Origin of the sequence: Klebsiella sp. X1-16S-Nf21, assembly GCF_002837615.1 — a bacterium.
Classification (GTDB): domain Bacteria; phylum Pseudomonadota; class Gammaproteobacteria; order Enterobacterales; family Enterobacteriaceae; genus Klebsiella; species Klebsiella variicola.
This window is the reverse complement of sequence record NZ_PJDK01000017.1, coordinates 17,853-40,376: the sequence shown is the minus strand read 5'-3', so window position 1 is coordinate 40,376 and position 22,524 is coordinate 17,853. Positions and strand designations below refer to the sequence as shown.

Genomic DNA, 22,524 nt, shown 5'->3' with positions numbered 1-22,524 from the left:
CTTCCCTGCTGGCGCTGCGCTTAGCAGGGCTACGGTTCTAAGTCGTCGGGTAGCCCGGATAAGGCGCGATGCGCCGCCATCTGGGAAACACGTCATTAACGGAATTTCACCGTCTCACCGGCCTGCTGGCTCGCCGCCTGCTCCAGCAAATCCCAGAAGGTCTCGCCGCTGCGATCGCAGATCCACTCGTCGCCTTTGAGATCAAAATGGTAGCCGCCCTGTTTGGTGGCCAGCCACACCTGGTGCAGCGGCTCCTGACGGTTAATAATGATTTTGCTGCCGTTTTCAAAGCTGATGGTCAGCACGCCGCCGTTGATTTCACAGTCGATGTCGCTATCGCCGTCCCAGTCGTCCAGGCGTTCTTCGATGGTCATCCACAGGCTATCCGCCAGGCGATGGAATTCACTGTCGTTCATGGTTCTATCCTGCTTTTTTGAAGATGGCGGCAGTATAGCGCGAAACAAAAGCGCGCGCAGTCGGATGCTAAAGGCTTGCTTTTACGTCTTCTCCTGCGATGATAGAAAGCAGAAAGAATGAATCACGGGCAACTATCAATGAAAAACGTTTTTCCTACGCTTGCCGTTTTGTTTGCGATCTTCAGCCTGACCGGCTGCGGTCTGAAAGGGCCTCTCTATTTCCCGCCGGCGGACAAAACCGCGCCGCCGCCGACCAAACCGGTTAACCCTGGCATTCAGAGCTCAACGCCGGATCGTAACGATCGTGGCGATACCGGTGGTCCGAGCCAGGTCAATTACTAACGATAACGTTCTGTTCCGCGCAACTGGAGTAGATGATGCAGTTCTCTAAAATGCATGGCCTTGGCAACGATTTTATGGTCGTTGACGCGGTAACGCAGAATGTTTTTTTCTCGCCGGAGTTGATTCGCCGCCTGGCAGATCGCCATCTTGGCGTCGGGTTCGATCAGCTGTTGGTCGTCGAGCCGCCCTACGATCCCGATCTGGATTTTCATTACCGGATCTTTAACGCCGACGGCAGCGAAGTGTCGCAGTGCGGCAACGGCGCGCGCTGTTTTGCCCGCTTTGTCCGGCTGAAAGGCCTGACCAATAAACGTGATATTCGCGTGAGTACGGCCAACGGGCGTATGGTATTAAGCGTAACGGAAGACGATCTGGTGCGGGTGAATATGGGCGAGCCTAACTTTGAGCCGTCCCAGGTGCCCTTCCGCGCCAACAAAGCGGAAAAGACCTATATCATGCGTGCCGCCGAGCAGACAGTATTGTGCGGCGTGGTGTCCATGGGGAATCCGCACTGCGTCATCCAGGTGGATGACGTGGATACGGCGGCCGTAGAAACCCTCGGCCCGGTGATGGAAAGCCACGAGCGTTTTCCGGAGCGCGCCAATATCGGCTTTATGCAGGTGGTCGGCCGGTCCCACATCCGTCTGCGCGTCTACGAACGCGGCGCGGGGGAAACCCAGGCCTGCGGCAGCGGCGCCTGCGCCGCGGTGGCGGTGGGGATCCAGCAGGGGCTGCTCGCTGAAACGGTACGCGTGGAATTGCCCGGCGGTCGTCTTGATATCGCCTGGAAAGGCCCGGGCCAGCCGCTGTTTATGACCGGCCCGGCGGCCCATGTCTATGATGGATTTATTCATTTATGAAACCAATCGGGGAAGAACAGCAGGAGGTTACCAGCGCGTTGAACGATCGGGCGGTGGTGGACTATCTGTTGCAACATCCTGAATTTTTTATTCGTAATGCCGCCCAGGTTGAACATATCCGTGTCCCGCATCCGGTCCGCGGTTCGATTTCGCTGGTGGAGTGGCACATGATGCGGGCGCGTAACCATATTCATATGCTGGAAGAGAATATGTCGCTGCTGATGGAGCAGGCGGTCGCTAATGAAAGCCTGTTCCAGCGCCTGCTGCAGCTGCAAACGCGGCTGGCGGCCGCGGAGAGCCTCGATGATATGCTCAACCGCCTTCATCGCTGGGCTCGCGAGCTGGGGTTAGCTGGCGCCACGGTGCGCCTGTTCCCTGACTGCTGGCGCCTCGGCGCGCCCTCGAAGTTTACCCATTTGGCGTTAAGCCGGCAGGCGTTTGAGCCGATCCGTATTCAACGTCTGGGCCAGGCGCGCCACTATCTTGGGCCGCTGAACGGTCCGGAGCTGCTGGTGGTGCTACCGGAAGCGAAGGCCATTGGATCCGTGGCGATGTCGATGCTGGGCGGCGATAACGCTCCGGGCGTGATGCTCTTTAGCAGCCGCGATGCGCAGCATTATCAGTCAGGGCAGGGGACGCAGTTGCTGCAGGAAATTGCGCAGATGCTCCCTGGCCTGCTGGAGCGCTGGATTGAACGCGCATGACCGACTCTCCGCTTTCCGCCTGCGTCGACCGCTTCCTGCGCTATCTCGGCGTTGAGCGTCAGCTTAGCCCGATTACGCTGACTAACTACCAGCGTCAGCTGGACGCGTTGATCGCCCTGGCGGATGAGGCTGGGCTGAAAAGCTGGCAGCAGTGCGATGCCGCTCAGGTGCGTAGCTTTGCGGTACGCAGCCGCCGTGCGGGTTTAGGCCCGGCGAGCCTGGCGCTGCGGCTTTCCGCGCTACGCAGCTTCTTTGACTGGATGGTCAGTCAGGGCGAACTGGCCGCTAACCCGGCGAAGGGGATTGCGGCGCCGAAAATTCCCCGCCACTTGCCGAAAAATATCGATGTCGATGATGTAAATCGGCTGCTGGATATCGACCTCAACGATCCGCTCGCGGTGCGCGACCGGGCGATGCTGGAAGTGATGTACGGTGCAGGTCTGCGTCTGTCTGAGCTGGTCAACCTTGATATTAAGCACCTCGACCTCGAAAGCGGTGAGGTTTGGGTGATGGGCAAAGGCAGCAAAGAACGCCGTTTGCCGATCGGTCGTAACGCGGTGGCGTGGATTGAGCACTGGCTGGATTTGCGCGGCCTGTTCGGTACTGATGACGACGCGCTGTTTTTGTCGAAGCTGGGTAAACGCATTTCGGCGCGCAACGTGCAGAAGCGATTTGCCGAGTGGGGGATTAAGCAGGGGCTGAACAGCCATGTGCACCCGCACAAGCTGCGCCACTCCTTTGCTACCCATATGCTGGAGTCCAGTGGCGATCTGCGCGGCGTGCAGGAGCTGTTGGGCCATGCTAACCTCTCCACCACTCAAATCTATACCCATCTTGACTTTCAACACCTTGCCTCGGTGTACGATGCCGCGCATCCGCGCGCTAAACGGGGGAAATAATGCGTTTTTACCGACCTCTGGGCCAGATTTCCGCACTGACGTTTGACCTGGACGACACCCTATATGATAACCGCCCGGTGATTGACCGGACGATGCACGAGTCGCTGGCCTTTGTGCGCAATTACCATCCGTCGCTCAGCCAGTTCGATGCCCATGAGCTTAACCAACTGCGTCAGACGCTGCTGGCATCTGAGCCGGAGATCTACCACGACGTGACCGTCTGGCGCCATCGTGCGCTGGAGCTCGGCATGCGTAACGCTGGGCTCTCCGCCGAAGCGGCAAAAGCCGGCGCCGATGCGGCGATGGAAAACTTCGCTCACTGGCGCAGCCGGGTCGATGTTCCGCAGGAGACCCACGATACGCTGGCGAAGCTGGCGGAGAAGTGGCCGCTGGTGGCCATTACCAATGGCAACGCCCGCCCCGAGCTGTTCGGCCTGAACGACTATTTCCGCTTCGTGCTGCGCGCGGGTCCGGATGGTCGTTCCAAGCCGTTTGCCGATATGTATCACCTGGCGGCGGCGCGTCTGAATTTACCGCTCGGGCACATTCTGCACGTCGGCGATGATCTGACGACCGACGTCGCCGGTTCGCTACGCTGCGGGATGCAGGCCTGCTGGATTAAACCGCAAGGCGCGGACCTGATGCACACCGCGGACAGCCGCCTGCTGCCGCATATTGAAATTTCACGGTTGGCATCTCTGACCTCGCTGATATAATCACCAGTCACTCTGTATATATTAACAGGGGTTCATGGAACCCCTTCTCTTCCGGCGGTGCCAATGGACGTTTCTTACCTGCTCGACAGCCTTAATGACAAACAGCGTGAAGCCGTAGCGGCCTCGCGCACCAATATGCTGGTTCTGGCAGGGGCGGGCAGTGGTAAGACGCGCGTTCTGGTGCACCGTATCGCCTGGCTGCTGAGCGTGGAGAACTGCTCGCCGTACTCGATTATGGCGGTGACCTTTACCAACAAAGCGGCGGCGGAGATGCGCCACCGTATCGGCCAGCTGATGGGCACTACCCAGGGCGGCATGTGGGTAGGCACCTTCCACGGCCTCGCGCACCGCCTGCTGCGTGCGCATCATCTGGACGCCAACCTGCCGCAGGATTTCCAAATCCTCGACAGCGAAGACCAGCTCCGTCTGCTGAAGCGTCTGATTAAGGCGATGAACCTCGATGAGAAGCAATGGCCGCCGCGTCAGGCGATGTGGTACATCAACAGCCAGAAAGATGAAGGGCTGCGCCCGCATCACATTCAGAGCTACGGCAACCCGGTCGAGCAGACCTGGCAGAAGGTCTATCAGGCCTACCAGGAGGCCTGCGACCGCGCCGGGCTGGTGGATTTCGCCGAGCTGCTGCTGCGCGCGCACGAGCTGTGGCTGAACAAGCCGCAGATCCTGCAGCACTATCGTGAGCGTTTCACCAATATCCTTGTCGATGAATTCCAGGACACCAACAACATCCAGTACGCCTGGATCCGCCTGCTGGCGGGCGATACCGGCAAGGTGATGATCGTCGGCGATGATGACCAGTCGATTTACGGCTGGCGCGGTGCGCAGGTTGAGAACATTCAGCGCTTCCTCAACGACTTCCCCGGCGCGGAAACTATTCGCCTGGAGCAGAACTATCGTTCAACCAGCAATATTCTTAGCGCTGCCAACGCCCTGATTGAAAACAACAACGGGCGCCTGGGCAAGAAGCTGTGGACCGACGGTGCCGACGGTGAGCCGATTTCGCTGTACTGCGCCTTCAACGATCTCGACGAAGCGCGCTTCGTGGTGAACCGCATTAAAACCTGGCAGGAGAACGGCGGCGCGCTGGAGCAATGTGCCATTCTCTATCGCAGTAACGCCCAGTCGCGCGTGCTGGAAGAGGCGCTCCTGCAGGCCAGCATGCCGTACCGTATCTACGGCGGTATGCGCTTCTTCGAACGTCAGGAAATCAAAGATGCGCTCTCTTACCTGCGCCTGATTGCCAACCGTAACGACGATGCCGCCTTTGAGCGGGTGGTCAATACGCCGACTCGCGGCATCGGCGATCGTACGCTGGACGTGGTGCGCCAGACCTCGCGCGATCGTCAACTGACGCTGTGGCAGGCCTGCCGCGAGCTGCTGAAAGAGAAAGTGCTGGCTGGCCGTGCCGCCAGCGCTCTGCAGCGCTTTATGGAGTTGATTGACGCGCTGGCGCAGGAAACCGCCGATATGCCGCTACATGTTCAGACCGATCGGGTGATTAAAGACTCCGGGCTGCGCGCGATGTACGAGCAGGAGAAAGGCGAGAAGGGCCAGACCCGTATTGAAAACTTAGAGGAACTGGTGACGGCGACGCGCCAGTTCAGCTACAACGAAGAAGATGAAGACCTGATGCCGCTGCAGGCGTTCCTCTCCCACGCCGCGCTGGAAGCGGGCGAGGGGCAGGCGGACACCTGGCAGGACGCGGTTCAACTGATGACCCTGCACTCGGCGAAAGGGCTGGAATTCCCGCAGGTGTTTATCGTCGGCGTCGAAGAAGGGATGTTCCCGAGCCAGATGGCGCTTGATGAAGGCGGCCGCCTGGAAGAGGAACGTCGTCTGGCCTACGTTGGCGTAACGCGCGCCATGCAGAAGCTGACGCTGACCTACGCCGAAACCCGCCGTCTGTACGGCAAAGAGGTTTACCATCGCCCGTCGCGCTTTATTGGAGAACTGCCGCAGGAGTGCGTAGAAGAAGTGCGTCTGCGGGCCACGGTGAGCCGTCCGGTAAACCACCAGCGACTGGGGGCGCCGATTGCCGAGAGCGATACCGGCTACAAGTTAGGTCAGCGGGTGCGCCATCCGAAGTTTGGCGAAGGTACTATCGTCAACCTCGAAGGCAGCGGCGAGCACAGCCGGCTGCAGGTGGCTTTTCAGGGCCAGGGAATCAAATGGCTGGTGGCGGCTTACGCGCGGCTTGAGACGGTGTAACTTTAAGAAAAATATCATTATTTTGTAATATTCTGCTACCTTTATACGTTAAGGCGCCTGATTTGCGCTTTCGCGTTCCGTTGCGTGTTGACGCCGATTTTGCGCTGGCGTAACATGCGCGCACGATTACGCTAAGAGGACATTCGCCTTGGACACACCCAGTAGATGCTGGCTCAACTTCCTGTCATTCAGGAACAACTCCTAAGGCTATCCTCTTATGCTGATAGCCTTAGCGGTTGTCAGCGACCTGCCCTATTCCCGTCGCGCTGAGTCAGGCTTAATGGTCTGAAACCCAATTTGTTTCTGTGTGCCCACCGAACTGTCCGATAATTTTTTTGCATTGGGAGTCCCGGTCATGCTGAGCGCATTTCAACTGGAAAACAATCGTTTAACGCGCCTGGAAGCCGATGATATCAAGCACCTCGCCAGCTCGGTGTGGGTCGATCTGGTCGAGCCTGACGACGATGAGCGAAGCCGCGTGCAGACGGAACTGGGTCAGAACCTGGCGACGCGCCCGGAACTGGAAGATATCGAAGCCTCCGCGCGTTTCTTTGAAGATGAAGACGGGTTACACATCCACTCCTTCTTCTTTTTTGAAGATGCGGAAGATCACGCCGGCAACTCTACCGTGGCGTTTACCATCCGCGAAGGCCGCCTGTTCACGCTGCGCGAGCGCGAACTGCCCGCTTTCCGCCTGTACCGTATGCGCGTGCGCAACCAGACGCTGGTCGACGGTAACGCCTACGAACTGCTGCTCGACCTGTTCGAAACCAAAATCGAGCAGCTGGCGGATGAAATTGAAAATATCTACAGCGACCTGGAAAAGCTGAGCCGCGTGATTATGGAAGGCCATCAGGGCGACGAGTACGATGAAGCGCTGTCGACGCTGGCGGAACTGGAAGATATCGGCTGGAAGGTCCGCCTCTGTCTGATGGATACCCAGCGCGCGCTGAACTTCCTGGTGCGTAAGGCGCGCCTGCCGGCGGGCCAGCTGGAACAGGCGCGGGAGATCCTGCGCGATATCGAATCCCTGCTGCCGCACAACGAATCGCTGTTCCAGAAGGTGAACTTCCTGATGCAGGCGGCGATGGGCTTCATCAACATCGAGCAGAACCGCATCATCAAGATCTTCTCGGTGGTGTCGGTGGTATTCCTGCCGCCAACCCTGGTGGCGTCCAGCTACGGGATGAACTTTGAATTTATGCCGGAGCTGCACTGGAGCTTCGGCTACCCGGGGGCGATCGTCTTTATGATGCTGGCCGGCCTGGCGCCATATCTCTACTTCAAGCGTAAAAACTGGCTGTAAAAAAGGGAGCGGCGGCTCCCTTTTTTACTGGCAGAGGCCGGCTTAGCCTCTGCGCAGCCGGCGCTGGGTATACAGCGCATCGACGATAAATACCGCCAGCGCGACCCAGATAAAGCCGAAGGTCACCATTTTATCCTTGCCCGGCACTTCGCCGTAGAACGTCACCGCCAGCAGGAACATCAGCGTTGGGCCGATGTACTGGAAAAAGCCCAGCGTGGAGAGCCGCAGGCGCGTTGCCGCGCCAGTGAAGCACAGCAGGGGAATGGTCGTGACCACGCCCGCGGCCATCAGCAGCAGATTGAGCGACCAGGGGTTCTCCCCCATATGGCTGGTCGGGCTATCAGTGATGCCAAACAGCCAGATTGCCGCCACCGGCAGTAGCCACAGCGTTTCCACCAGCATGCCGGTCTGCGCGTCGACAGCGATTTTCTTCCGCACCAGGCCGTAAAAGGCAAAACTGAAGGCCAGCCCAAGGCCGATTATCGGCAGCGAACCAAAGGTCCACAGCTGGACCAACACGCCGCAAAAGGCGAGGATCACCGCCAGCCACTGCAGGCGACGGAAGCGTTCGCCGAGGAAAATCATCCCCAACAGAATATTTACCAGCGGGTTGATAAAGTAGCCGAGGCTGGCTTCCAGCATATGGTGGTTATTCACCGCCCAGATGAACAACAGCCAGTTACCGCCGACCAGCACTGCCGAGAGCGCCAGCAGGAAGATCTTGCGCGGCGTCTTCAGCAGCTTTTTCACCTGCGGCCACTGGCGGCTGACGCTGATGAGCGCCACCATGAAGAAGAAGGACCAGATCACGCGATGGGTCAGAATTTCATCGGCGGGAACATAGTAGATAAGTTTGAAGTACGCTGGCGCGATACCCCAGATAAAGTAGGCGGCGAGGGCCAGAATGATCCCCAACCGCGTCTGTTTCGCATCCATCGGTAAAATCCATTGCCAAAGAGAGTGATGTTACTCGATTTTGGCCAATCAACCCACCATATAGGTGGCCGTTGCGCTGGCAATATAGACCTGAGCTTCGTTATGCAGTTCCACGCGGGCTACCGCCACTTTATTGCCGGCGCGCAGCAGAGTGCTGGTGGCGGTAAACCGTTCGCCACGGCCCGGACGCAGGTAGTCTACGCGCAGGTCGATGGTTCCCATGCGGGAGAGGCGCTGGCGCAGCTCTTCTTCGTTGATGGTGTCATGGCGGGTGAGGGTGCTGCCGACGCAGACCAGGCCAGCGGCGACGTCCAGCGCGGAGGCGATCACTCCGCCATGCAAAATACTCTGCGCCCAGTTGCCGACCATCATCGGCTGATTATTAAAGCTGAGCTGGGCAAACGCCTTTTCATAGCGCTCCAGTTCGAGACCGAGGGCACGGTTAAACGGCATGTGATAGACGAAAATCTCCCCCACCAGTTTCAGCGCTGCTTCGGCAGTAAGTTCAGACATAACACCGGTTCCATTCGTTAACAAAATGTTGATTTTATGCTTCTAAAATATTGATTTCCACTTTCGGAGCGGATTAGGGGGCAGGTGATTAATAAACAGGTAGAATGGCTTCAGGTTAAACAAAAATAAAAACTATTTATCAGGAGACCAGCATGCGTATCTCTTTGGCCTGCCTGGTGGCGCTGTGCGCGCTACCGGCCGGTGTTATGGCGCAGGATGCGTCGGTTCACGACAAACCGGCAGTGCGCGGCAGCATTATCGCCAACCTGCTCCAGGACCATGATAATCCTTTCCTGCTCTATCCTTATGAGAGCAACTATTTGCTCTACACATGGACCAGCGACCTCAATAAAGAGGCGATCCGCAGCTATGACTGGGCCGAAAATGCCCGTAAAGATGAAGTGAAATTTCAGCTGAGTCTGGCGTTCCCGCTGTGGCGCGGCATCCTGGGCGATAATTCGCTGCTCGGCGCATCGTACACCCAGAAATCCTGGTGGCAGCTCTCCAACAGCAAAGAGTCGGCGCCGTTTCGCGAAACCAATTACGAACCCCAGCTGTTTTTGGGCTTTGCGACCGACTACCAGTTTGCCGGCTGGACGCTGCGTGACATTGAGATGGGGTATAACCACGACTCGAATGGTCGTTCCGACCCCACCTCGCGCAGCTGGAACCGGCTTTACGCCCGCCTGATGGCGCAAAACGGCAACTGGCTGGTGGAAGTGAAGCCCTGGTATGTGGTGGGCAACACCGATGATAACCCGGATATCACCAAATATATGGGCTATTACCGGCTGAAGGTGGGCTACCAGCTGGGAGAGGCGATCCTCAGCGCGCAGGGGCAATATAACTGGAACACCGGCTATGGCGGGGCGGAGCTCGGCGTGAGCTATCCCATTACCAAACATGTTCGCGCCTATACGCAGATCTACAGCGGTTACGGCGAATCGCTTATCGACTACAACTTCAATCAAACGCGCGTCGGCGTCGGGCTAATGCTCAACGATCTGTTTTAATCGTTGCACTCTGGCTCGCAGGCGCTGAAAATAGCGCCTGTTTTCTTTTCAGGCAAATGGGGTCAACGTGGCACAGGCGGAAGTATTAAATCAGGAATCGCTGGCGAAGCAGGTTTTACAAGAGACCTTCGGCTACCAGCAGTTCCGTCCTGGCCAGGAAACGATTATCGAGACGGTGCTTGAGGGCCGGGACTGCCTGGTGGTCATGCCGACCGGTGGCGGTAAGTCGCTGTGCTATCAGGTGCCGGCGCTGGTCATGGGCGGTCTGACGGTCGTGGTCTCACCCCTGATCTCGCTGATGAAAGACCAGGTCGATCAACTGCTGGCCAACGGCGTGGCGGCGGCTTGTCTGAACTCGACGCAAAGCCGCGAGCAGCAGCAGGAAGTGATGGCCGGCTGTCGCAGCGGGCAGGTTCGTCTGCTGTATATCGCGCCGGAACGGTTGATGCTGGATAACTTTCTTGAGCATCTGGCGAACTGGAACCTGGCGATGCTGGCGGTAGACGAAGCGCACTGTATCTCCCAGTGGGGCCATGACTTCCGTCCGGAATATGCCGCGCTGGGCCAGCTGCGCCAGCGGATGCCGCAGATCCCGTTTATGGCGTTGACCGCCACCGCCGATGACACCACCCGCCGCGATATCGTCCGTCTGCTCGGGCTTAACGATCCGCTGATTCAGGTCAGCAGCTTCGACCGTCCAAACATCCGCTATATGCTGATGGAGAAATTCAAGCCGCTCGATCAGCTGATGCGCTACGTTCAGGATCAGCGCGGCAAATCGGGCATTATCTACTGCAACAGCCGTTCGAAAGTGGAAGATACCGCCGCGCGTCTGCAGAGCCGCGGCATCAGCGCGGCGGCTTACCATGCCGGTCTGGAAAACGCCGTTCGCGCCGACGTGCAGGAGAAATTCCAGCGCGACGATCTGCAGATCGTGGTGGCGACGGTGGCCTTCGGGATGGGCATTAACAAGCCGAACGTCCGCTTTGTGGTGCACTTCGATATCCCGCGCAATATTGAATCCTACTACCAGGAAACCGGCCGCGCCGGGCGTGATGGCCTGCCGGCGGAAGCGATGCTGTTTTACGATCCGGCGGATATGGCGTGGCTGCGCCGCTGTCTGGAAGAAAAGCCCGCCGGACCGCTACAGGATATCGAGCGGCATAAGCTGAATGCGATGGGGGCGTTTGCCGAAGCGCAAACCTGTCGTCGTCTGGTGCTGCTGAACTACTTTGGCGAAGGGCGCCAGGAGCCGTGCGGCAACTGCGATATCTGTCTTGATCCACCAAAGCAGTACGATGGCTTAATGGATGCGCGCAAGGCGCTTTCAACGATTTACCGGGTGAATCAACGTTTCGGGATGGGTTACGTGGTGGAGGTCCTGCGCGGGGCCAACAACCAGCGCATCCGTGACATGGGCCACGATAAGCTGCCGGTTTACGGTATCGGCCGGGAGCAGAGTCACGAGCACTGGGTGAGCGTGATCCGCCAACTGATTCACCTTGGGCTGGTGACGCAGAATATCGCCCAGCACTCCGCACTGCAGCTGACCGAAGCCGCACGACCGGTGCTGCGCGGCGAGGTGCCGCTGCAGCTCGCCGTACCGCGTATCGTGGCGCTGAAGCCGAAGGCGATGCAGAAATCCTTTGGCGGCAATTACGACCGCAAGCTGTTTGCCAAGCTGCGCAAATTGCGTAAAGCGATCGCCGACGAAGAGAATATCCCGCCATACGTGGTCTTCAACGACGCGACGCTGATCGAGATGGCGGAACAGTCGCCACTCACCGCCGGCGAGATGCTCAGCGTCAACGGCGTGGGGACGCGTAAACTTGAGCGCTTCGGTAAAGAATTCATGGCATTGATACGCGCTCATGTCGATGGTGATGATGAGTAGTCAGCCGCGGGAAAAGGTGCCAGAATAGTTTCCCTCTTCACTATTTTCCTGCGAGTTAACTATGCTGATGCTTTTCCTCACCGTGGCGCTGGTGCATATCATTGCGCTGATGAGCCCGGGGCCGGACTTTTTCTTTGTCTCACAAACGGCCATCAGCCGCTCGCGCAGAGAGGCGATGATGGGTGTGCTGGGGATCACCTGCGGCGTCATGATCTGGGCGGGGGTTGCCCTGCTCGGCCTGAACCTGATCCTCGCGCAGATGGCGTGGCTGCATAACATCATCATGGTCGGTGGCGGCCTGTATCTGTGCTGGATGGGCTACCAGATGCTGCGCGGCGCGCTGAAAAAAGAGGCGGTGGCCTCGGCGGAGCCGCAGGTGGAGCTGGCCCGCAGCGGACGCAGCTTCGTGAAGGGACTGCTGACCAATCTGGCGAATCCGAAAGCGATCATCTACTTCGGCTCGGTGTTCTCGCTGTTCGTGGGTGACAGCGTCGGCGCTGGTGCGCGCTGGGGTATTTTCCTGCTGATTATCGTCGAGACGCTGGCCTGGTTTATGGTGGTTGCCAGCCTGTTCGCCCTGCCGGGGATGCGCCGCGGCTATCAGCGGATGGCGAAGTGGATCGATGGTATCGCCGGTACGCTGTTTGCGGGCTTCGGCATCCACCTGATTATCTCGCGTTAACCGGTATGCTGTTTCCCACCCGGCTGTTTCCGGGTGGGGAAAGTGTCAGTGGCGAAGCCGCTGCAGCTCATCTTTAGCCAGACCGGTCATTTCCATAATAGCTGCGTCATCAATACCGCGTTTGCGCATCGCTTCGGCAACCTGCAGCAAGGCCTGGTGTTTACCTTCTTTTATGCCTTGCTGTACGCCTTCCTTGATGCCTTTCTCCATACCTTCTGCAAGCCATGTTTCCGCCAGCGTCATCAGTAATCCTCCATGCTGCGGCACGCGCTGTGCCAGTCCGTACAAGAGTGTCCGAGTATCCTCGGCATCTCCTGCCTGAGCCATATAGTTTACCAATACGGTGATTTGTTGTCCGCTCATCTGCTCCAGCAGTAAGAGATGGGTCAACTTATCCAGCAATTGCGCCATATCGCGCTGGCGGATGTGCTTTTGCACCAGCGTCAGGGCTGCCATGCTGCGGTGCAGCATGATGTCGTCGTCGGGGATCACCGTGATATCGACCAGCGGAAACGCCCCGCTATAGAGCTGGCGGGCGGTCTCAGGATCGGCAAAATTATCCAGCCAGCGCATCGACCAGGGATAGGGGCTGCGTCGTCCCTGATAAAAGAGAATAGGGATAACCAGAGGCAGCGTTTTATGGCCGCTCTCCAGGTGCCGCTGCATGGCGGCGACAGCATAGCGCATTAAGCGAAAGGCCATCAGCTTATCAGGTGCGCTCTGGTGCTCGATCAGAACATGGACATAGCCCGCACCGCGGGTGGTTTCCAGCGAATAAAGGATATCGCTGTAGTAAGGCCTGAGATCGTCTTCGAGAAAGCTGCCGGATTCCAGACGCAGGGTATCCAGTTTGCAGATCTGTGTTAACGACGGAGGCAGGTGGAGCTCGATAAAATCGCGCGCCGTCTCTACCCGCGAGAGAAAGGTTTTAAATACCGCATCATGAGGAGTCGCCGTTTCCGCCATTGCCGTTCATCCGTGAATCACGTATCTGGCGGCATCCTGACACGGTGGGTTCAACGCCGACAGCGGGTAAAAAAATTAATTACCCGCTTTGCGTGTCGGCTCGTGCAGGGAGAAAGCGTCGTTCACCTGGCGAACCTCTCTTTGCGAGCGAGATTCCATGATTCAGGCGTGACGGGCGGAGGCGAGCAGCGCCCCGACCAGCATAAACAGCGAACCAAAGACTTTGTTCAGCGCCTTCATCTGCTTTGGCCCTTTAATCCATGCTGAAATGCGCTGCGCCAGGGTCGCATAGCCAATCATCACAATGATATCGACGACAATGGTGGTGACGCCCAGAACAAGATACTGCATCACCTGCGGCTGGTGCGGCAGGATAAACTGCGGAAACAGGGCGGCCAGAAACACAATGCTTTTGGGGTTGGTGAGATTCACGAACACCGCGCGCTGGAACAGTTTGCCGCGCGTCTGCGCCTTCGCCAGCGTATTCAGGTCGATTGCCCCCGCCGCCCGCCATTGCTGGATCCCCAGCCAGATAAGATAAGCCGCGCCGGCCCATTTCAGCACTTCAAAGGCCAGCACCGAGCGGGAGAAAAGGGTGCCGAGACCAACACCAACCAGCACGATATGAATAACCAGCCCGGTCTGCAAACCGGCAATCGACGCCGCTGCGCCGCGGTAACCGTGGTTAATGGAGGTGGTCATGGTATTAATCGCTCCGGAACCTGGTGACAGGCTGAGAATGATTGATGTCAGCAGGTAGGCGAACCACCACTCAATGGTCATGAGAAACTCCCTGATTGTCTGTTTTTATGCCACAATACGCTATTGTGTCAGCATTGTGTGATACACGGCAAAAAAACGATTTTCAGCGGTTAACAGGGGTGTAAACCCGATGTTTGGGCAGAAAAAGGACTGGGAAACACGAGAAAACGCGTTTGCGGCCTTTAGTATGGGGCCGCTGACGGATTTCTGGCGACAGCGCGAAGAGGCTGAATTTAAAGGCGTCGTTGATGTACCGGTACGCTTTGTTCGCTTCTGCGCGCAAAATAACGATCGTCTGGTGCTGATTTGCCCCGGGCGCATTGAAAGCTACGTGAAGTATGCCGAAGTCGCCTACGATCTCTTTCACAGCGGCTTTGACGTGATGATCATCGATCATCGCGGCCAGGGACGCTCGGGCCGCCTGCTCTCTGATACCCACCGCGGACACGTCGTCAACTTCAGCGACTATGTCGATGACCTGGCGGCGCTCTGGCAGCAGCAGGTGGTCCCCGGACACTGGCGAAAACGGTTTATCCTCGCTCACTCTATGGGCGGGGCGATTGCCACGCTTTTTCTGCAACGTTACCAGGCGCATTGCGATGCGATTGCGCTCTGCGCGCCGATGTTCGGGATTATCATTCGATTGCCGGACTGGATGGTGCGCCATATTCTCGACTGGGCTGAGGGCCATCAGCGCATTCGCGAAGAGTATGCCATCGGCACCGGGCGCTGGCGGGCGCTGCCTTTTGCCGTTAACGTGCTGACGCACAGTCGACAACGCTATCGTCGCAACCTGCGCTTCTATGCCGATGAACCGCGACTGCAGGTTGGCGGCCCGACCTGGCACTGGGTGCGGGAGGGCATGCTGGCCGGCGACGAAGTGCTGGCGAATGTGGAAAAAGATACCGCCCCGACGCTGCTTTTACAGGCAGAGGAGGAGCGGGTGGTCGATAATCTGATGCACGACCGCTATTGTGAATTACGGGCCGCTGCCGGCCATCCCTGTGAGGGCGGTAAACCGCTCGTCATTGAAGGGGCATATCATGAGATCCTTTTTGAAAAGGACGCTATGCGCTCAGTCGCGCTCAATGCCATCGTCGAGTTTTTCAATCGACATACTTAATCCGACGATAACGCTCGTCGCCCTGCTTAGAGGTTAACTTTTTTATGTACCAGGTTGTTGCGTCTGATTTAGACGGCACGCTGCTTTCCCCCGATCATTTCCTGACCCCGTATGCCAAAGAGACGCTGAAATTGCTCACCGCCCGTGGGATCAATTTCGTCTTCGCCACCGGCCGTCACTACATCGACGTCGGGCAGATCCGCGATAATCTCGGCATCCGGTCGTACATGATCACCTCTAACGGCGCCCGGGTTCACGATAGCGATGGTCAGCAAATCTTTGCCCATAACCTCGATCGCGATATTGCCGCCGACCTGTTTGAGATCGTGCGTAACGACCCAAAAATCGTCACTAACGTCTATCGGGAAGACGAGTGGTATATGAACCGCCATCGTCCGGAAGAGATGCGCTTCTTCAAGGAGGCGGTGTTTAACTACAAGCTGTATGAGCCGGGCGAACTGGATCCGCAGGGGATCAGCAAAGTATTCTTTACCTGCGAGGATCACGAGCATCTGCTGCCGCTGGAGCAGGCGATGAACGCCCGCTGGGGCGATCGCGTGAACGTCAGCTTCTCCACCTTAACCTGCCTGGAAGTCATGGCGGGTGGGGTATCGAAGGGGCATGCGCTGGAGGCGGTAGCGAAAATGCTCGGTTACACTCTTGCCGATTGCATCGCCTTCGGCGACGGTATGAACGACGCTGAGATGCTGTCGATGGCCGGCAAGGGCTGCATCATGGCCAACGCCCATCAACGGCTGAAGGATCTGCATCCGGAACTGGAAGTGATCGGCAGCAACGCCGACGATGCGGTCCCGCACTACCTGCGTAAGCTATACCTCGACTGAAAAAGATTGACGACTGGCGAATAACTGTCCAGTCGTCAACCTGACTCTTCGCTACAATGCCTGTTCTTTATCCAACGAGACGACCATTGTGGCGCTGTTAATTATCACCACTATCCTGTGGGCCTTTTCTTTTAGCCTGATTGGCGAATACCTGGCCGGTAGCGTCGACAGCTATTTTTCGGTGCTGATGCGTGTGGGCCTGGCGGCGCTGGTGTTCCTGCCTTTCCTGCGCACGCGCGGCCAGTCTCCGCGCACGATCGTGCTCTATATGCTGGTGGGCGCGATGCAGCTTGGCATCATGTATCTGCTGGCTTTCCGCGCCTATCTCTATCTGACGGTTTCGGAATTTCTGTTGTTTACCGTATTTACCCCGCTGTATATCACGCTGATCTACGACCTGCTCAGCGGACGTAAGCTGCGCTGGGGCTATCTGCTGAGTGCTGCGCTGGCGGTGCTGGGGGCGGCGATTATCCGCTATGACAAAGTCAGCGATCATTTCTGGACCGGGCTGTTACTGGTGCAGTTGTCAAACCTCTGCTTCGCTATCGGCATGGTGGGTTACAAGCGCCTGATGGAGGTACGTCCGATGCCGCAGCACAATGCCTTTGCCTGGTTCTATGTCGGGGCCTTTATCGTGGCGGTGGCAGCGTGGTTTATGCTGGGCAACCCCCAGAAGCTGCCGACCACCACGCTGCAGTGGAGCGTGCTGGTGTGGCTTGGCGTGGTGGCTTCCGGGCTGGGTTACTTTATGTGGAACTATGGCGCCACGCAGGTGGATGCCGGCACGCTGGGGATCATGAACAACGTCCATGTCCCCGCTGGTCTACTGGTTAACCTTGCAATCTGGCAGGAGCAGCCGCACTGGCCGAGCTTTATTAGCGGAGCGTTGGTGATCCTGGCCTCGCTGTGGGTCCATCGCCGCTGGGTCGCTCCGCACTCCGGACAAACGGCAGGTGATCGCAGGCGTGGTTCCGCGCAGAGCGAATAAACGCTTCGGTGACCGGTTGACGCTGTTCGCCATCGCGGACGGCCGCGTACAACCGGCTCCATAATCCCTCACCCAGGGTTTTGGTGACCACCAGGCCCTGGCGTTCAAAGCTTTCCACCACCCAGTGCGGCAGCGCGGCGATGCCCATCCTTGCGGCCACCATCTGGATCAGCAACAGCGTGTTATCGACGCTTTTCAGCTGGGGACTGATGCCGGCCGGCTGCAGGAAATGGCGCCAGATGTCGAGGCGCCCGCGCTGCACGGGATAAATCAGCAGTGTTTCCGCGGCCAGGTCCTCTGGCGTAATCAGCGTCTTCATGGCTAACGGGTGCTCGGGCGCCAGCACCAGACGCACCTCATAATCAAACATCGGCGAGTAGTGCAGACCGCTGCGCGGCAGGATATCGGAGGTCATCACCAGATCCAGTTCGCCCTGCTGCAGCGCAGGCTGCGGGTCGAAGGTCACTCCGGAATGGAAGTCGACCTCCACGTGCGGCCAGCGGGCGCGGAAATTCTCCAGCGCCGGCGTCAGCCACTGAATACAGCTGTGACATTCGATAGCCAGCCGCAGCCGGGTCTGCTGTGGTTCGTTACAGTCCTGCAGGGCGCGAGCGATCTGCGGTAGCACCTGATTGGCCAACTGCAGCAGAATTTCCCCTTGCGGCGTGAAGCGTAGTGGCTGGCTTTTACGCACAAACAAACGGAAGCCAAGGCGCTGTTCCAGATCGCTGAACTGGTGAGACAAGGCGGACTGGGTCTGGTGCAAGGCCGCTGCCGCACCCGCCAGTGAACCGCTGTTCCGCAACGCTTGCAGCGTTTTCAGATGTTTAATTTCGATCATGAAAGTCCTTCACTTCGCCATGAGCAATTTGCGCTTGAGGAATATACAGTAACTGTCAATTATGGATGTGTAAACATCTGGACGTCTAAAACTCGTCATATTTCGACTTGCAGATGCGTTGGCTGCCTCGCTTACCCCAGTCACTTACTTCAGTAAGCTCCTGGGGATGCGCATCGTTGCCGCCTTCCTGCAAGCCGAACTATTTAGAGTTTTTCTTCAGATTCAATGAAATAAGAGAGGAACAAAAATGACAATTATTAACCACACCCTCGGTTTTCCTCGCGTTGGCCTGCGCCGCGAGCTGAAAAAAGCGCAAGAGAGCTACTGGGCGGGCAACGCCACTCGCGAGGAACTGCTGACAGTAGGCCGTGAGCTGCGTGCCCGCCACTGGGAGCAGCAGAAACAGGCGGGCGTTGATCTGCTGCCGGTGGGGGATTTCGCCTGGTACGACCATGTTCTGACTACCAGCCTGCTGCTTGGCAACGTGCCGGCTCGTCATCAGAACAAAGACGGATCCATCGATATCGATACCCTGTTCCGCATTGGCCGCGGCCGTGCGCCGACTGGCGAACCGGCCGCCGCTGCGGAAATGACCAAATGGTTTAACACCAACTATCACTACATGGTGCCGGAGTTCGTGAAGGGCCAGCAGTTCAAACTGACCTGGACCCAACTGCTGGATGAAGTAGACGAAGCGCTGGCGCTGGGCCACAAGATCAAGCCCGTGCTGCTGGGGCCGGTAACGTACCTGTGGCTGGGTAAAGTGAAAGGTGAACCGTTTGACCGTCTGAGCCTGCTGAATGACATCCTGCCGGTTTACCAGCAGGTGCTGGCAGAACTGGCGAAGCGCGGCATCGAGTGGGTGCAGATTGATGAACCGGCGCTGGTGCTGGAGCTGCCGCCAGCGTGGCTGGAGGCCTTTAAACCGGCTTATGACGCCCTGCAGGGCCAGGTGAAACTGCTGCTGACCACCTATTTTGAAGGCATTAGTGACAATCTCGCGACCATTGCTGCGCTACCGGTCCAGGGGCTGCACGTCGATCTGGTGCACGGCAAAGATGATGTTGCCGAGCTGCACAACCGCCTGCCGGCCGACTGGCTGCTGTCTGTGGGTCTGATCAATGGGCGCAACGTCTGGCGCGCCGATCTCACCGAAAAGTATGCGCAAATTAAAGACCTCGTCGGTAAACGCGACCTCTGGGTCGCGTCATCCTGTTCTCTGCTGCATAGCCCGATCGATCTGAGCGTGGAGACGCGCCTTGATGCGGAAGTGAAGAGCTGGTTTGCCTTCGCGCTGCAGAAATGCGGCGAGCTGGCGCTGCTGCGCGATGCGCTGAACAGTGGCGATACGGCGGCGATTACCGAGTGGAGCGCGCCAATCCAGGCCCGTCGCCATTCGACCCGCGTGCACAACGCGGAAGTGGAAAAACGGCTGGCGGCGATCACCGCTCAGGACAGCCAGCGTGCCAGCCCCTATGAGGTTCGCGCGCAGGCACAGCGCCAGCGCTTTAACCTGCCGAAATGGCCGACCACCACCATCGGGTCATTCCCGCAAACGACGGAGATCCGCGGTCTGCGCCTGGACTTCAAAAAGGGCAACCTTGACGCCAGTCATTATCGGACGGGGATTGCGGAACATATTAAGCAGGCGATCGTCGAGCAGGAGCGGTTAGGTTTAGACGTACTGGTGCACGGAGAAGCCGAGCGGAACGACATGGTGGAATACTTCGGTGAACATCTGGACGGTTTTATCTTCACGCAAAACGGCTGGGTGCAGAGCTATGGTTCCCGTTGCGTGAAGCCGCCGGTGGTGATCGGCGACGTCAGCCGTCCGCAGGCGATCACCGTCGACTGGGCGAAGTACGCGCAGTCGCTGACCGACAAGCCAGTGAAAGGGATGCTCACTGGACCGGTGACCATTCTGTGCTGGTCCTTCCCGCGGGAAGATGTCAGCCGTGAAACCATCGCGAAACAGATTGCGCTGGCCCTGCGTGATGAAGTGGCGGATCTGGAAGCGGCGGGGATCGGCATCATCCAGATTGATGAGCCGGCGCTGCGCGAAGGGTTACCGCTGAAGCGCAGCGACTGGGATGCCTATCTGCAGTGGGGTGTGGAAGCCTTCCGCCTTAATGCTGCGGTCGCCAAAGACGACACTCAGATCCACACCCACATGTGCTATTGCGAGTTCAACGACATCATGGACTCCATTGCCGCGCTGGATGCCGACGTGATCACCATTGAAACCTCGCGGTCCGATATGGAGCTGCTGGAGTCGTTCGAAGCGTTCGAGTATCCCAATGAGATCGGGCCGGGGGTATATGATATTCACTCGCCGAACGTGCCGAGTGTGGAGTGGATAGAAGCGCTGCTGGCAAAAGCCGCGCAGCGTATCCCGGCGGAGCGGCTGTGGGTTAACCCGGACTGCGGCCTGAAAACTCGCGGCTGGCCGGAAACCCGCGCCGCGCTGGCGAATATGGTGCAAGCGGCGCAGAACCTGCGCCAGTCCGCCTGATCGTTACGCAAAAAATCAAAAAGGAGGCATTTGCCTCCTTTTTTCATGCATTGGGTGATTATGCTTTTTTACCGCCATACTGAGCAAACCACGCGAGCATGCGCTGCCAGCCGTCTTTGGCTGACTCTTCATGATAGCTGGCGCGATAGTCGGCGTTAAAGGCATGATCGGCTTCGGGATAGACCACGATTTCCGCTGTGGCGTTGGCCGCCCGCAGCGCCTGACGCATGGTCTCGATGGTGTCCTGTGGAATACTGGCGTCTTTAGCGCCGTACAGACCAAGCACCGGGGCGTTGAGATCGACCGCGATATCTACCGGATGCTTCGGTGAATTCAGCGATTTTTCTCCCACCAGCTTGCCGTACCAGGCCACGCCTGCCTTCAGCTGCGGGTTATGCGCGGCATACAGCCAGGTAATGCGTCCGCCCCAGCAGAAGCCGGTGATTAGCAGACGATGGGCATCGCCGCCGTGGCGCGCCGCCCAGCTGGCGACATGGTCGAGATCCGCCAGCACCTGCGCGTCCGGCACCTTGGTAACCAGCTCTTTGAACAGGGTCGGGATATCGTGGTACTCATTCGGATCGCCCTGACGGAAGTACAATTCAGGCGCAATAGCCAGATAGCCTTCCTGCGCCAGGCGGCGACAAAGATCGCGAATATGCTCATGCACGCCGAAAATTTCCTGTACCACGATAACGATCGGCAGCGGACCGTCGGCATTTTTCGGGCGGGCGTGGTAGGCCGGCATGTTTTCACCCTGAGAGGGAATAGACGTCTCTCCGGCGATAATATGCTCTTCCGGCGTATGAACGGCGGTGGCGGCGTGTGGTGAAGCTGCAGGTGCGAATCCAGGTTGCTTGGTGGTGGTCATGGTATTCTCCGTACCCTTATTTATTAGCGCATCAATAACTATAGACCCTTTACCTTTAGTTCGGGCGGTAATAAAGCACAGTGCCTGAAAGCGGCTATCTTTTGTTCTGTGACGATGAATATAACTTGTTAATGTGATGTGTATCACTGTTTACTGAAAAACAACTGCAATCATTATTGGTCTTGGTGACTATCATCACAAAATGTTGCCAGGGGCTTCTGTACAGTACCGTTTTGCTTCTGCTGATAATTCGACCCACAGAGGAGTTTTTTATGTCCAAGTCTGATGTTTTTCATCTCGGCCTCACCAAGAACGATTTACAAGGGGCTACGCTGGCTATCGTCCCTGGCGATCCGGAGCGTGTGGAAAAGATCGCCGCGCTGATGGATAAGCCGGTCAAGCTGGCATCCCACCGCGAATTTACCTCCTGGCGCGCGGAGCTGGACGGCAAGCCGGTGATCGTCTGCTCTACCGGCATCGGCGGCCCGTCGACTTCTATCGCCGTGGAAGAGCTGGCGCAGCTGGGCGTGCGTACCTTCCTGCGTATCGGCACCACCGGCGCGATTCAACCGCACATTAACGTTGGCGATGTGCTGGTTACGACCGCTTCCGTTCGCCTGGACGGCGCCAGCCTGCACTTCGCGCCGATGGAGTTCCCGGCCGTCGCAGACTTCGCCTGCACCACCGCGCTGGTGGAAGCGGCGAAATCTATTGGTGCCACCACCCATATCGGCGTGACCGCCTCTTCGGATACCTTCTACCCAGGCCAGGAGCGTTACGACACCTTCTCCGGCCGCGTGGTGAGCCGCTTCAAGGGCTCAATGGAAGAGTGGCAGGCAATGGGCGTGATGAACTATGAAATGGAATCCGCCACGCTGCTGACCATGTGCGCCAGCCAGGGCCTGCGTGCCGGGATGGTCGCCGGGGTTATTGTGAACCGTACCCAGCAAGAGATCCCTAACGCCGAAACCATGAAGCAAACCGAAAGCCACGCGGTCAAAATCGTCGTGGAAGCGGCGCGTCGTCTGCTGTAATTCAACCCCTTCTCTGTCAGGCCGGGTCCTCCGGCCTTTCTTTTTTGCGTTGCTCCTCGCAGGAAATCCCTTTTA

Annotated in this window: 23 protein-coding genes; 16 read left to right on the top strand and 7 right to left on the bottom strand. The window is 58.0% G+C overall.

Features of this window, described 5'->3' with window-relative positions; translation table 11 throughout:
* Nucleotides 1-95: 95 nt before the first annotated feature.
* Nucleotides 96-416, bottom strand: a complete 321-nt coding sequence (gene cyaY, locus CW267_RS10220; protein WP_002883389.1) for an iron donor protein CyaY — start codon at nt 414-416, stop codon at nt 96-98.
* Between the two features lie 138 nt (nt 417-554).
* Here cyaY and lptM point away from each other — a divergent pair, with 138 nt between their 5' ends.
* The 8 genes from lptM (at nt 555) to corA (ending at nt 7,469) form a co-directional block, all read left to right on the top strand.
* On the top strand, nt 555-758 hold the full coding sequence (gene lptM, locus CW267_RS10215) for an LPS translocon maturation chaperone LptM (protein WP_004886794.1): 204 nt from the start codon (nt 555-557) through the stop codon (nt 756-758).
* Between the two features lie 35 nt (nt 759-793).
* The gene (gene dapF / locus CW267_RS10210; protein ID WP_002883394.1) at nt 794-1,618 is read left to right on the top strand and encodes a diaminopimelate epimerase; all 825 of its coding nucleotides are present in this window, start codon (nt 794-796) and stop codon (nt 1,616-1,618) included.
* Entirely contained in the window at nt 1,615-2,322 is a 708-nt protein-coding gene (locus CW267_RS10205; protein WP_100781522.1) for a DUF484 domain-containing protein, read from the top strand. The genes dapF and CW267_RS10205 overlap by 4 nt, the downstream gene beginning before the upstream one ends.
* Complete coding sequence (gene xerC / locus CW267_RS10200) at nt 2,319-3,221, top strand: tyrosine recombinase XerC (RefSeq protein WP_023296872.1); 903 nt, start codon at nt 2,319-2,321, stop codon at nt 3,219-3,221. The genes CW267_RS10205 and xerC overlap by 4 nt, the downstream gene beginning before the upstream one ends.
* Entirely contained in the window at nt 3,221-3,937 is a 717-nt protein-coding gene (yigB, locus tag CW267_RS10195; RefSeq protein ID WP_032734014.1) for a 5-amino-6-(5-phospho-D-ribitylamino)uracil phosphatase YigB, read from the top strand. Before xerC ends, yigB begins: the two co-directional genes overlap by 1 nt.
* 63 nt (nt 3,938-4,000) lie before the next feature.
* Nucleotides 4,001-6,163, top strand: a complete 2,163-nt coding sequence (uvrD, locus tag CW267_RS10190) for a DNA helicase II (RefSeq protein WP_100781521.1) — start codon at nt 4,001-4,003, stop codon at nt 6,161-6,163.
* A 148-nt stretch (nt 6,164-6,311) separates the two neighbouring features.
* Nucleotides 6,312-6,368, top strand: coding sequence for a YsgD/CorL family protein (gene ysgD, locus CW267_RS31680; RefSeq protein ID WP_349815745.1), 57 nt, complete (start codon nt 6,312-6,314; stop codon nt 6,366-6,368).
* Nucleotides 6,369-6,518: 150 nt separating this feature from the next.
* Nucleotides 6,519-7,469 (top strand): magnesium/cobalt transporter CorA, encoded by a 951-nt coding sequence (gene corA / locus CW267_RS10185; protein ID WP_100781520.1) that lies wholly within the window; start codon nt 6,519-6,521, stop codon nt 7,467-7,469.
* A 42-nt stretch (nt 7,470-7,511) separates the two neighbouring features.
* Here corA and rarD read toward each other — a convergent pair whose 3' ends face one another.
* Together rarD and yigI are read right to left on the bottom strand one after the other, a co-directional pair.
* Nucleotides 7,512-8,405 (bottom strand): EamA family transporter RarD, encoded by an 894-nt coding sequence (gene rarD, locus CW267_RS10180; protein ID WP_002883402.1) that lies wholly within the window; start codon nt 8,403-8,405, stop codon nt 7,512-7,514.
* A gap of 48 nt (nt 8,406-8,453) precedes the next feature.
* Nucleotides 8,454-8,918, bottom strand: a complete 465-nt coding sequence (gene yigI, locus CW267_RS10175; RefSeq protein WP_002883404.1) for an acyl-CoA thioesterase YigI — start codon at nt 8,916-8,918, stop codon at nt 8,454-8,456.
* A gap of 152 nt (nt 8,919-9,070) precedes the next feature.
* Between yigI and pldA the strand changes: the two genes are divergently transcribed.
* The 3 genes from pldA (at nt 9,071) to rhtC (ending at nt 12,507) form a co-directional block, all read left to right on the top strand.
* Nucleotides 9,071-9,931 (top strand): phospholipase A, encoded by an 861-nt coding sequence (pldA, locus tag CW267_RS10170; RefSeq protein WP_002883408.1) that lies wholly within the window; start codon nt 9,071-9,073, stop codon nt 9,929-9,931.
* Between the two features lie 67 nt (nt 9,932-9,998).
* The gene (gene recQ / locus CW267_RS10165) at nt 9,999-11,825 is read left to right on the top strand and encodes an ATP-dependent DNA helicase RecQ (protein WP_012543233.1); all 1,827 of its coding nucleotides are present in this window, start codon (nt 9,999-10,001) and stop codon (nt 11,823-11,825) included.
* 61 nt (nt 11,826-11,886) lie between these two features.
* The gene (gene rhtC / locus CW267_RS10160) at nt 11,887-12,507 is read left to right on the top strand and encodes a threonine export protein RhtC (RefSeq protein WP_008807945.1); all 621 of its coding nucleotides are present in this window, start codon (nt 11,887-11,889) and stop codon (nt 12,505-12,507) included.
* Between the two features lie 45 nt (nt 12,508-12,552).
* Here the strand turns inward: rhtC and CW267_RS10155 are convergent, their stop codons facing one another.
* Nucleotides 12,553-13,473 carry an Rpn family recombination-promoting nuclease/putative transposase gene (locus CW267_RS10155; protein ID WP_023296875.1) on the bottom strand — a complete coding sequence of 307 codons (921 nt, stop codon included), beginning with the start codon at nt 13,471-13,473 and terminating at the stop codon, nt 12,553-12,555.
* Nucleotides 13,474-13,635: 162 nt separating this feature from the next.
* Nucleotides 13,636-14,256, bottom strand: coding sequence for a homoserine/homoserine lactone efflux protein (gene rhtB / locus CW267_RS10150; RefSeq protein ID WP_008807943.1), 621 nt, complete (start codon nt 14,254-14,256; stop codon nt 13,636-13,638).
* A gap of 109 nt (nt 14,257-14,365) precedes the next feature.
* Between rhtB and pldB the strand changes: the two genes are divergently transcribed.
* The 3 genes from pldB to CW267_RS10135 all read left to right on the top strand — a co-directional run bounded on the left by pldB (nt 14,366) and on the right by CW267_RS10135 (nt 17,191).
* A complete protein-coding gene (gene pldB, locus CW267_RS10145) occupies nt 14,366-15,358 on the top strand; it encodes a lysophospholipase L2 (RefSeq protein WP_100781519.1) in 993 nt (330 codons plus the stop codon).
* 44 nt (nt 15,359-15,402) lie between these two features.
* Nucleotides 15,403-16,203, top strand: a complete 801-nt coding sequence (yigL, locus tag CW267_RS10140) for a sugar/pyridoxal phosphate phosphatase YigL (protein ID WP_008807941.1) — start codon at nt 15,403-15,405, stop codon at nt 16,201-16,203.
* Nucleotides 16,204-16,291: 88 nt separating this feature from the next.
* Nucleotides 16,292-17,191 carry a carboxylate/amino acid/amine transporter gene (locus tag CW267_RS10135; RefSeq protein ID WP_008807940.1) on the top strand — a complete coding sequence of 300 codons (900 nt, stop codon included), beginning with the start codon at nt 16,292-16,294 and terminating at the stop codon, nt 17,189-17,191.
* On the opposite strand, the gene metR is transcribed toward CW267_RS10135, so the two are convergent.
* Nucleotides 17,079-18,032, bottom strand: a complete 954-nt coding sequence (metR, locus tag CW267_RS10130; RefSeq protein WP_023296876.1) for an HTH-type transcriptional regulator MetR — start codon at nt 18,030-18,032, stop codon at nt 17,079-17,081. The genes CW267_RS10135 and metR overlap by 113 nt on opposite strands.
* 247 nt (nt 18,033-18,279) lie before the next feature.
* On the opposite strand from metR, the gene metE reads away from it, so the two are divergent.
* A complete protein-coding gene (gene metE, locus CW267_RS10125; protein WP_049153180.1) occupies nt 18,280-20,544 on the top strand; it encodes a 5-methyltetrahydropteroyltriglutamate--homocysteine S-methyltransferase in 2,265 nt (754 codons plus the stop codon).
* 58 nt (nt 20,545-20,602) lie between these two features.
* On the opposite strand, the gene CW267_RS10120 is transcribed toward metE, so the two are convergent.
* Nucleotides 20,603-21,415 (bottom strand): dienelactone hydrolase family protein, encoded by an 813-nt coding sequence (locus tag CW267_RS10120; RefSeq protein WP_008807937.1) that lies wholly within the window; start codon nt 21,413-21,415, stop codon nt 20,603-20,605.
* 272 nt (nt 21,416-21,687) lie between these two features.
* On the opposite strand from CW267_RS10120, the gene udp reads away from it, so the two are divergent.
* Entirely contained in the window at nt 21,688-22,449 is a 762-nt protein-coding gene (gene udp, locus CW267_RS10115) for a uridine phosphorylase (RefSeq protein WP_002883419.1), read from the top strand.
* Nucleotides 22,450-22,524: the final 75 nt, after the last annotated feature.